We start from the raw sequence: 10,726 nt of genomic DNA on the forward strand, positions 1-10,726 counted from the left end.
TTACAACGCTCAACAAGATCACCAAACAAAAAGCGCGGTGACAGTAACTGGCGCCGCGCTTTTTTCGATTCAGTCCTGATCCGTTCAGATCACGTACAAATCAACATACTCGTGCACCGCCATCTTCTCGAGCATGGCCTGATCGAGCGATACATCGAGGATGATTTGCTGTTGCTTGATCGGGAACTGGCGTGCCAGATTGGTCTTGAACTTGGCTTCCAGCAGCGGGATCCCTTCCTTGCGGCGACGTGCGTGGCCGACCGGATATTCGACCACGATCTCCTTCAGTTTCTTGCCGTCCTTGAATTCGACCGTCATCGCATTGGCGATCGAACGCTTCTTCGGATCATGATAATCCTTGGTGAAGGCCGGATCTTCGACGCAAACGATCTTGTCGCGCAGTACGTCGATGCGCTTGTCGGAGGCGACTTTGTCTTCGTAATCGGCGGCGGTCAGGCGGCCGAAAATCAGCGGCACCGCCACCATGTACTGGATGCAGTGGTCGCGGTCGGCCGGATTGTTCAGCGGGCCCTTCTTGTCGATGATGCGGATGCAGGCTTCATGGGTGCGGATCGTGATCTGCTTGATGTCATCGACCGACTTGCCAGCTTTGACCAATTGCGCATGCATGGTCATCGCCGCCTCAACCGCGGTCTGCGAATGGAATTCGGCCGGGAAGGAAATCTTGAACAGCACGTTTTCCATTACATAGGACTCGTACTTGCGCTGGAACTTGAACGGTTGGCCCTTGAACAGCACGTCGTAGAAACCCCAGGTCTTGGCGGTCAGTACCGATGGATAGCCCATCTCGCCGGTCTTGGCCATCAGGGCCAGGCGCACGGCGCGCGAGGTGGCGTCGCCGGCGGCCCAGGATTTACGCGAGCCGGTATTGGGCGAATGGCGGTAGGTGCGCAGTGCTTGGCCATCGACCCAGGCCAACGACACCGCGTTCAGCATCTCATCACGCGTCAGGCCAAGCATGTTGGCGACCACGGCGGTCGAAGCGACCTTGACCAGCACGACGTGATCAAGACCGACCTTGTTAAAAGAATTTTCCAGCGCGATGCAACCCTGGATTTCGTGCGCCTTGATCATTGCGGTCAGCACGTCTTTCATTGGCAAAGGTTTTTTCCCGGCGGCGACGTTGTTGCGCGACAGCCAGTCGGCCACGGCCAAAATGCCACCGAGGTTGTCCGACGGATGTCCCCATTCGGCTGCCAGCCAGGTGTCGTTGAAATCCAGCCAGCGTATCATCGCGCCGATGTTGAACGCGGCCTGCACAGGGTCGAGCTGAAACTGGGTGCCAGGCACCTTGGCGCCATTCGGCACCAAGGTGCCTGGCACGATCGGTCCCATCAGCTTTTTGCACGCCGGGTATTCAAGCGCTTCCAGACCGCAACCAAGGGTGTCGATCAGGCAGTTGCGCGCGGTGGTGTAGGCGATGCTGGATTCGACTTTGAATTTGCGCACGTAATCGACGATGTCGATGATCTCTTGATCAAATTCGGTGCGGGCATTGCTGGTATAGGATGACATGGTGTTTCCTTTTTTTGATTACTCATGATCAGATCCTGACCATGTCGACGCAACCGTTTACCAACATCGCCTCCTGCTATCTCAGCACGTATCGCCTGGCACGCGGACCCACCCTTCCATCAGGATCCGCGCACTGCGGCTCATGATAGCCTTGGTCACGCTCCATTCGCCGCTAGCCGGATTTTGGCTGGCTTCCGCGCCAACCCGCAAGGTGCCCGACGGATGGCCGAAGCGCACTGCCGCCTTTTGTGAATTATGCGCACCGCCGCCCGCTGCGAGATTCACCAATGTGCCCGGGATCGCTGCGGCGGTGCCGATGGCCACGGCGGCCGTGCCCATCATGGCGTGATGCAGCTTGCCCATGGACAGCGCGCGCACCAGCAGATCGATGTCGCCGGCGGCGACCTGCTTGCCGCTGGAGGAGACGTAACCGGCCGGCTTGGCGACGAAGGCAACCTTCGGCGTGTGCTGGCGTTTGGCGGCTTCATCGATGTGCTTGATCAGGCCCATACGCAGCGCGCCATGGGCGCGTATGGTCTCAAACATGGCCAAGGCCTTGGCATCGCTGTTGATGGCGTCCTGCAACTCGGTGCCCGTGTAGCCAATGGCTTCCGCATTGACGAAGATGGTCGGGATGCCGGCATTGATCATCGTGACTTTCAGCGTACCGATACCCGGCACCTCGAGATCGTCGACCAGGTGGCCGGTGGGGAACATCGCGCCGCCCCCGCCCTCTTCCTCGGCGGCCGGATCCATGAACTCAAGCTTCACTTCCGCGGCGGGAAACGTCACGCCGTCGAGCTCGAAGTCGCCGGTCTCCTGCACGGCGCCGCCGGTGATCGGCACCTGCGCGATGATGGTCTTGCCGATGTTGGCCTGCCAGATGCGCACGGTCGCCACACCGTCCTTCGGAATGCGGTTGGCGTCGACCAAGCCATTGCTGACGGCGAAGGGCCCGACGGCGGCGGACAGATTGCCGCAGTTGCCACTCCAGTCGACAAATGCCTGGTCGATGGACACCTGGCCGAACAGGTAATCGACGTCGTGATCGGGCTTGGCGCTCTTCGACAGGATGACCGTCTTGCTGGTACTGGAGGTCGCCCCGCCCATGCCGTCGATCTGCTTGCCGTAAGGATCCGGGCTACCGATGACGCGCAGCAGCAGCGCATCGCGCGCCGCACCGGGCACCTGGCAACGCTCGGGCAAATCCTGCAGGCGGAAGAACACGCCCTTGCTGGTGCCGCCGCGCATGTAGGTGGCGGGGATTTTGATCTGGGGTACGTGGGCCATGAGAATATTTTTCCTGATGAAGTCGGGTGATACGTCCCCTCCCCTTCAAGGGGAGGGTTAGGGTGGGGCTGGGTTATTCACATTACTATTGAAACCCATCCCCCTCCCAGCCTCCCCCTTGAAGGGGGAGGAGTGCCTAGGCCGCCTTGGATGATTCGAGGAAGTCCTGCGCGAAACGCTGCAACACGCCGCCGGCCTCGTAGATCGACACTTCTTCGGCGGTATCCAGACGGCAGGTCATCGGCACTTCAACACGCTCGCCGTTCTTGCGCGTGATCACCAACGTCAACGTCGTGCGTGGCTTGCGCTCACCGGTCACGTCGAAAGTTTCAGTGCCGTCGATGCCCAGAGTCAGCCGGTTGACGCCCGGCTTGAACTCCAGCGGCAGTACGCCCATGCCGATCAGGTTGGTGCGGTGGATGCGCTCGAAGCCCTCGGCCGCGATGACTTCCACGCCCGCCAGACGCACGCCCTTGGCCGCCCAGTCACGCGACGAACCTTGACCGTAGTCGGCACCGGCGATGATGATCAGCGGCTGCTTGCGCTCCATGTAGGTCTCGATGGCTTCCCACATGCGGGTCACCTTGCCTTCCGGCTCGATGCGCGTCAGCGAACCCTTCTTGACCTCGCCATCGACCACCGCCATCTCGTTCACCAACTGCGGATTCGCGAAGGTCGCGCGCTGCGCGGTGAGGTGATCGCCACGATGGGTCGCGTAGGAGTTGAAGTCCTCTTCCGGCAAGCCCATCTTGTGCAGGTACTCGCCGGCCGCGCTGTTGAGCATGATGGCATTCGATGGCGACAAGTGGTCGGTGGTGATGTTGTCGGGCAGCACCGCGAGCGGGCGCAAGCCCTTGAGCGTGCGCTCGCCGGCCAGCGCGCCTTCCCAGTACGGCGGACGGCGGATATAGGTGCTCTGTGGGCGCCAGTCGTACAGCGGGCTGATCTTTTCATCGCCGAGCACCTTGAAGGTGAACATCGGGTCGTAGACCTGCCGGAACTGCTCGGGCTTCACGCTGGAGGCGACGATGGCGTCGATCTCTTCATCGCTCGGCCAGATGTCCTTCAGGGTTACCGGCTTGCCGTTCTGGTCGATACCCAGAACATCCTTCTCGATGTCGAAGCGGACGGTGCCCGCGATAGCGTAGGCGACGACCAGCGGCGGCGAGGCGAGGAAGGCCTGCTTGGCGTAGGGGTGGATGCGGCCGTCGAAATTGCGGTTGCCGGACAGCACCGCCGTGGCGTACAGGTCGCGGTCGATGACTTCCTTCTGGATCGCCGGATCCAGCGCACCGCTCATGCCGTTGCAGGTAGTGCAGGCAAAGGCGACGATGCCGAAACCCAGCTGCTCCAGCTCCGCCAGCAGCTTGGCTTCTTCCAGATACAGCTGAACGGTCTTGGAGCCAGGCGCGAGCGACGACTTCACCCAAGGCTTGCGGGTCAGGCCGCGCGCATTGGCGTTGCGGGCCAGCAGGCCGGCGGCAATCACGTTGCGCGGATTGCTGGTGTTGGTGCAGCTGGTGATGGCGGCGATAATCACGGCGCCGTCTGGCATCTGGCCAGGAATCTCTTCCCATTTGCCGGCGATGCCGCGCGCCGCCAGATCGGAAGTCGGCAGACGCTTGTGCGGGTTGGACGGGCCCGCCATATTGCGGACCACAGAAGACAGGTTGAATGTCAGGACGCGCTCGTATTCGGCGGTCTTGAGCGAGTCAGCCCACAGGCCGGCTTCCTTTGCGTAGATCTCGACCAGCTTGACCTGCGCGTCCTCACGGCCGGTGAGGCGCAGGTAGTCGAGGGTGTTGTCGTCGATGAAGAACATCGCCGCGGTGGCACCATACTCGGGAGCCATGTTGGAGATGGTCGCGCGGTCACCGAGGGTCAGCGCCGAGGCGCCCTCGCCGTAGAACTCGAGGTAGGCGCCGACCACCTTTTCCTTGCGCAGGAACTCGGTCAGCGCCAGCACCACGTCGGTCGCGGTGATGCCGGGTTGCGGCTTGCCACTCAGCTCCACGCCGATGATGTCCGGCAGGCGCATCCACGAGGCGCGGCCGAGCATCACGTTTTCGGCTTCCAGACCACCGACGCCGATCGCGATCACGCCCAGCGCATCGACGTGCGGGGTGTGGCTGTCGGTGCCGACCAGCGTATCCGGATAGGCCACGCCGTCCGCAGCAAAGATCACCGGCGACATCCGCTCCAGATTGATCTGGTGCATGATGCCGTTGCCCGGCGGGATCACCTCGACGTTCTTGAAGGCCTTCTTGGTCCAGTCGATGAAGTGGAAGCGATCCTCGTTGCGGCGATCCTCGACCGCGCGATTCTTCGCAAACGCATCCTTCTCAAAGCCGCCGTGCTCCACCGCCAGCGAATGATCCACGATCAGCTGCACCGGCACCACCGGATTGACTTTGGCCGGGTCGCCGCCCATGTCGGCGATGGCATCGCGCAGACCGGCGAGGTCGACCAGTGCGGTCTGGCCGAGAATGTCGTGGCACACTACGCGGGCCGGGAACCATGGAAAGTCGAGATCGCGCTTGCGCTCGATCAGCTGCTTCAGCGAAGCTGTCAGCGTGGCAGGATCGCAGCGACGCACGAGATTCTCGGCGTGCACACGCGAGGTGTAGGGCAGCTTGGCATAGGCGCCGGGCAGGATCGCATCGACCGCGGCGCGCGCGTCGAAGTAATCCAATTTGGTGCCTGGCAGGGGTTTGCGGTGTAAGGTATTCATGGCTTGTCAAATATTGAGAATAGTGGGGATTTTCCGGTCTGACGGACGAGTCCTGATTTGCTTTTACAGTGGCAACTTGAATCCTTCATGCGAGGCAGAAAATCCCAGACTTCCATAGAAGCGATGGGCTTGCAGACGTTGCTTGTCGCTAGTCAGCTGCACCAACTTGCAGCCGCGGTCCCGTGCCACCTGTATCGCCTGCTGGATAATCCAGTGGCCTATGCCCTGCCCTCGCAGATGGCCGTCGACCCGCACACTTTCTATCATGGCGCGCAACGCTCCCTTTCTGCTCAGGCCGGGGATGAAAGTGAGCTGCAACATGGCGACGACATTGCCATCCAGCTCCCCCACCATCAAAAACTGGGACTCATCCTGGTCGATCTGATCAAAGGCGTGCGCATAGCAGGCGTCGTCTGAACCGACGCCCTCGCGATTTTTACCTAGGTCATCGTCAGCAATCAGTTCCAGTAAGCGCGGCAAATCCGATTTCAATGCCCGCCTGATACTCAGTTTGGACAGGGGTAGCTGGGATGTCATCGTTCGATCCTCGCTTACGCTCATTGGGACCTGCGTGCTGTCATTTGCATTTATTTACGTTCATTCAACGGGACAAATTTCAGATCTTCCGGCCCGACATAGTTGGCGCTCGGACGGATGATCTTGTTGTCGATGCGTTGTTCGATCACGTGCGCGGACCAGCCGGAGGTGCGCGAGATCACGAACAGCGGCGTGAACATCGCGGTCGGTACGCCCATCATGTGATACGACACGGCCGAGAACCAGTCGAGATTCGGGAACATCTTCTTGATGTCCCACATTACGGTCTCCAGACGTTCGGCAATGTCGAACATCTTGGTCGAACCGGCCTCCTTGGACAGGTTGCGCGCGACTTCCTTGATGACCTTGTTGCGCGGATCGGAGATAGTGTAGACCGGATGACCGAAGCCGATCACGACTTCCTTGTTTTCGACGCGCTTGTTGATGTCGGCTTCTGCCTCGTCCGGGTTGTCGTAACGCTTCTGGATTTCAAACGCGGCTTCGTTGGCGCCGCCGTGTTTCGGGCCGCGCAGCGCACCGATTGCGCCGGTGATGGCGGAGTAAATATCAGAACCGGTGCCGGCGATCACGCGACCGGTGAAGGTCGATGCGTTGAATTCGTGTTCGGCGTACAGGATCAGCGAGGTGTGCATCGCTTGTTCCCAGGACTTCGAAGGTTTTTTCCCATGCAGCAGATGCAGGAAATGACCGCCGATCGAATCGTCGTCGGTCTCGACTTCGATCCGCTTGCCGTTGTGGCTGTAGTGATACCAATACAGCAGTATCGAGCCGAACGAGGCCATCAGGCGGTCGGCGATGTCGCGCGCGCCGGGGCTGCTGTGGTCGTCCTTTTCCGGCAACACGCAGCCAAGCACCGACGCGCCAGTGCGCATCACGTCCATCGGATGCGCCGATGCCGGCAATGCTTCCAGCGCGGCCTTGACTGCAGCGGGCAATCCGCGCAGCGATTTCAGCTTGGCCTTGTAGGCGGACAGCTCGGCCGCGTTCGGCAGCTTGCCATGCACCAGCAGATAGGCGATTTCTTCGAATTCGCAGCTGTCGGCGACGTCCAGGATGTCGTAGCCGCGATAGTGCAAGTCGTTGCCGGTCTTGCCGACCGAGCACAGCGCCGTGTTGCCGGCAGTGACGCCGGATAGCGCGACCGACTTTTTGGGTTTGAAAGTTGGGACTTCGGACATCGTGTTCTCCTTGTTGCAAATTTAATATACTGGTTACCAGTATTTTTTAACGGCGCAATAAAGACGTGCGCATTTTATGAATTCTAATAAATTGTGCCGGGAGTATGTAGTTTCAACATCGCCCCAAGCGCTGTAAAACCAAGCACCGTCATTCCCGCGCAATGTGTAGCAGGGAATTCGGACAGCCCGCTGTCCGCCTGCGAAACGATCTGCGCGTGCAAGCGCAGATGCGCCCGGTAAGGGGGGGATCCGTGCGAGGAGTCCTCGCACCGTTCGTTGATCAACCAAAGACGCTGGGTTCCTGCCTTCGCAGGAACGACGGTACTAACGTTACGGTTAATCACTTCCCCTTCTGCTGCGCAAACAATGCATCGAGCTTCTGCTCAAACTCGTGGTAGTTGATGCGTTCATACAGCTCCATCCGGGTCTGCATGGTATCGATCACATTCTTTTGGCTGCCGTCGCGCCGGATCGCGCCGTAGACGTTTTCGGCCGCCTTGTTCATCGCGCGGAAGGCCGACAGCGGGTACAGTACCAGGCCGACATCGGCTGATTTCAGTTCTTCCACCGTGTACAGCGGGGTGGCGCCGAATTCGGTGATGTTCGCCAGCACCGGCACCTTGACGGCGGCGGCAAACTGCTGGTACATCGCCAATTCTGTGATCGCTTCCGGGAAGATCATATCGGCGCCGGCTTCGACGCAGGCCAGCGCGCGCTCCAGCGCGGCTTCCAGGCCTTCGACCGCCAGTGCGTCGGTGCGCGCCATGATCACGAAGTTGTCGTCGGTGCGGGCATCGACCGCGGCCTTGATGCGATCGACCATTTCCTGCTTGCTGACGATTTCCTTGCCGGGCCGATGGCCACAGCGCTTGGCGCCAACCTGATCCTCGATATGGATCGCGGCGGCGCCGAACTTGATCATCGACTTGACGGTGCGCGCCACGTTGAAGGCGGACGAGCCGAAGCCGGTATCGACATCCACCAGCAGCGGCAGGTCGCAGACGTCGGTGATGCGCCGCACGTCGGTCAAGACGTCGTCCAGATTGGAGATGCCGAGATCGGGCAAGCCGAGCGAACCGGCCGCGACGCCGCCGCCGGACAGGTAAATCGCCCTGAAACCGGCGCGCTTGGCCAGCAGGGCGTGGTTGGCATTGATCGCGCCGACCACCTGCAATGGGGATTCTTCTTGTACCGCGCGGCGGAAAGCAGCGCCTGCTGAGGTTTGGCTCATGTGTTCACCTTATCGATTGCAAGCTGTTTCAAGCTTGAAAATTATTGCGGGTTCGCACCTGTATTGCAATGCGCGTGCCAACAGCCTGTTTTTCGCGACGATTGGCGCAGCAGCGACGATGAAAATAATTTAACTATTTAAAATCAAGCACTTGGGATATTGCCTTGTCGTCATCAGTATCGCGCAAAATTCGTGGCGGCTCATATTGTTTCAAATATGTTTCAAATTCGTTTCACGTATGTTGCAGATTCGTTGCAGATGTGTTTCATGGTATGTTTCATACTTACACCATGAAACGACCGTAACGCCATGCGCAAACCCCTCTTCCCTCAGCGTGACAGCGCCGACAAGCCGGTGATCTGGACCGTCTCGGTCTCGCGCCTGTCCGACCTGTTGCGCGACATCACGCTGGAATATGACGACCACGCCACGATTGAGCCGATCCATCTCGGCTTCGACGCCGCCGCGCGCCATATCCGCGAACGCATGGCGACCGAGCACTGCGACGCGGTGATCGCCGCCGGCTCGAATGGCGCCTACCTCAAGAGCCGGCTGTCGGTGCCGGTCGTCATCGCCAAGGCCAGCGGCTTCGACGTGATGCAAGCGCTGGCGCGCGCACGCCAGATTGCGCCCGAGATCGGCATCATCACCTATCAGACCACCATGCCGGAGCTGGCGCAATTCTGCGCCACCTTCGACTTCCGCATCGCCCAGCGCACCTATGCCACCGAAGAAGACGCACGGGCCCAGATCAACGAACTCAAGGCTGCCGGCATCAAGGTGATCGTCGGCGCCGGTCTGATTACCGATCTGGCCGAGGAAGCCGGCCTGACCGCCGTCTTCGTCTATTCCGCGGCGTCGATCCGCCAAGCGTTCGACGATGCGCTGGAGATCGCGCGCATCACGCAGTTGGAAGCGCGCCGTGACCGCAGCGCGCCGGTCCCCGATACCTTGCGCGCGCGCCATGGCTTGCACGACTTGCGCGGCGATTCGGCGGCCATGGAGTCGCTGCGGCAATCGATCGTGTTGTATGCGAAATCCCCCGCCACCGTGCTGATCCAGGGCGAAACCGGCAGCGGCAAAGAACTGGTGGCGCAAGCGATCCATCGCGAAAACCCGCGCATGGTGGCCGGCAACCGGCCCTTTGTCGCGGTCAATTGCGGCGCCATCGCCGAGTCCCTGCTGGAGTCCGAACTGTTCGGCTACGAAGAAGGCGCGTTCACCGGTTCACGCCGCGGCGGCCACGCCGGCCTGTTCGAGGCGGCCCATCGCGGCACGCTGTTTCTCGATGAAATCGGCGAAATGCCGCTGCCGCTGCAAACCCGGCTGCTGCGGGTGCTGGAAGAGCGTGAAGTGGTGCGGGTCGGCGGCACGCGCCCGATCCCAGTCGATGTGCGCATCATCAGCGCCACCCATTGCGACCTCGACGCCCGCGTGCGCGAACGCCGTTTTCGGGCCGACCTGTTTTACCGGCTGGGCGTGTTGCGCCTGTCACTGCCGCCGCTGCGCGATCGCAGCGAAGACCTGGTGCCGCTGGCCGAATGGTGCCTGAAAAATGCGCTGGCCGCACTCGGCGCCCGCCCACATCCGAATCTGCACGCCGAAGTGCTGGCCTGCGCGCCGCTCCTGGGCAGCTATGCCTGGCCCGGCAATGTGCGTGAATTGCGCAACCTGATGGAAAGGCTGGCGCTGTATCTGGCGGCAGAACCACTGCAGGCCTTGTCGCCGAGTTTCGTGATGGCGCTGGCACCGGAGTTGGCCGGTACCGCGCCGACGTCACTGGCCACCTCACTGGCCACCTCACTGCCGGCGTCATTGCCGCCGTCACTGTCGATGTCACTACGCGAGCCGCCCGCACCCGCACCTGCTCCTGCAGTCGCGCCAGCGCCCGAAACACCGGCACAGGTACTGGCCCGTTTCGACGGCAACCGGGAAGCGGCGGCCCGGCATCTGGGCATCAGCCGCACGACGCTCTGGCGCAAATTGCGGGCGCCGGGCTGAAAATATACTAGACCCAGTATATTTCAAGAGCCAATCAATTCAGGCGGATAATGCCAAGTTTAAGGCAATACTCCCCTTAATTCCGCCGCTGCGCGCCTTAATTCGGTGAGTGCCGACGCTCCCACTGCCACGAGCGTCAGGGATCGCTAGTGTAGTGTTGCATTCTGTTTGCCGCTTAACCGGCTGTTTGCGCGAATCACT

The 10,726-nt window shown here is 60.9% G+C and carries 7 protein-coding genes; 1 reads left to right on the top strand and 6 read right to left on the bottom strand.

Annotated features, from left to right (window positions below; translation table 11 throughout):
* Positions 1-84: 84 nt before the first annotated feature.
* The 6 genes from ACFOFO_RS13985 to prpB form a co-directional block, all read right to left on the bottom strand.
* Complete coding sequence (locus ACFOFO_RS13985) at positions 85-1,536, bottom strand: bifunctional 2-methylcitrate dehydratase/aconitate hydratase (RefSeq protein WP_390323394.1); 1,452 nt, start codon at positions 1,534-1,536, stop codon at positions 85-87.
* An 81-nt stretch (positions 1,537-1,617) separates the two neighbouring features.
* Positions 1,618-2,826 (bottom strand): 2-methylaconitate cis-trans isomerase PrpF, encoded by a 1,209-nt coding sequence (gene prpF / locus ACFOFO_RS13990; protein ID WP_390323392.1) that lies wholly within the window; start codon positions 2,824-2,826, stop codon positions 1,618-1,620.
* A 136-nt stretch (positions 2,827-2,962) separates the two neighbouring features.
* Entirely contained in the window at positions 2,963-5,557 is a 2,595-nt protein-coding gene (gene acnD, locus ACFOFO_RS13995) for a Fe/S-dependent 2-methylisocitrate dehydratase AcnD (RefSeq protein WP_390323390.1), read from the bottom strand.
* 63 nt (positions 5,558-5,620) lie between these two features.
* On the bottom strand, positions 5,621-6,094 hold the full coding sequence (locus ACFOFO_RS14000; protein WP_390331822.1) for a GNAT family N-acetyltransferase: 474 nt from the start codon (positions 6,092-6,094) through the stop codon (positions 5,621-5,623).
* A gap of 50 nt (positions 6,095-6,144) precedes the next feature.
* Positions 6,145-7,293: a bifunctional 2-methylcitrate synthase/citrate synthase gene (prpC, locus tag ACFOFO_RS14005; protein ID WP_390323388.1), complete on the bottom strand. Its 1,149-nt coding sequence runs from the start codon at positions 7,291-7,293 to the stop codon at positions 6,145-6,147.
* Between the two features lie 340 nt (positions 7,294-7,633).
* Positions 7,634-8,524, bottom strand: coding sequence for a methylisocitrate lyase (prpB, locus tag ACFOFO_RS14010; RefSeq protein WP_390323386.1), 891 nt, complete (start codon positions 8,522-8,524; stop codon positions 7,634-7,636).
* A gap of 309 nt (positions 8,525-8,833) precedes the next feature.
* On the opposite strand from prpB, the gene prpR reads away from it, so the two are divergent.
* Positions 8,834-10,525, top strand: a complete 1,692-nt coding sequence (gene prpR, locus ACFOFO_RS14015; protein ID WP_390331823.1) for a propionate catabolism operon regulatory protein PrpR — start codon at positions 8,834-8,836, stop codon at positions 10,523-10,525.
* Positions 10,526-10,726 lie beyond the last annotated feature (201 nt).

Source organism: Pseudundibacterium arcticum (assembly GCF_042646465.1).
GTDB classification, from domain to species: domain Bacteria; phylum Pseudomonadota; class Gammaproteobacteria; order Burkholderiales; family Burkholderiaceae_D; genus Undibacterium_A; species Undibacterium_A arcticum.

What these genes read in the sequence shown, in the direction of transcription:
- acnD (WP_390323390.1), bottom strand. Translation starts at nt 5,557, where the DNA reads ATGAATACCTTACACCGCAAACCCCTGCCAGGCACCAAATTGGATTAC.
- prpC (WP_390323388.1), bottom strand. Translation starts at nt 7,293, where the DNA reads ATGTCCGAAGTCCCAACTTTCAAACCCAAAAAGTCGGTCGCGCTATCC.
- prpB (WP_390323386.1), bottom strand. Translation starts at nt 8,524, where the DNA reads ATGAGCCAAACCTCAGCAGGCGCTGCTTTCCGCCGCGCGGTACAAGAA.
- prpF (WP_390323392.1), bottom strand. Translation starts at nt 2,826, where the DNA reads ATGGCCCACGTACCCCAGATCAAAATCCCCGCCACCTACATGCGCGGC.
- ACFOFO_RS14000 (WP_390331822.1), bottom strand. Translation starts at nt 6,094, where the DNA reads ATGACATCCCAGCTACCCCTGTCCAAACTGAGTATCAGGCGGGCATTG.
- ACFOFO_RS13985 (WP_390323394.1), bottom strand. Translation starts at nt 1,536, where the DNA reads ATGTCATCCTATACCAGCAATGCCCGCACCGAATTTGATCAAGAGATC.
- prpR (WP_390331823.1), top strand. Translation starts at nt 8,834, where the DNA reads ATGCGCAAACCCCTCTTCCCTCAGCGTGACAGCGCCGACAAGCCGGTG.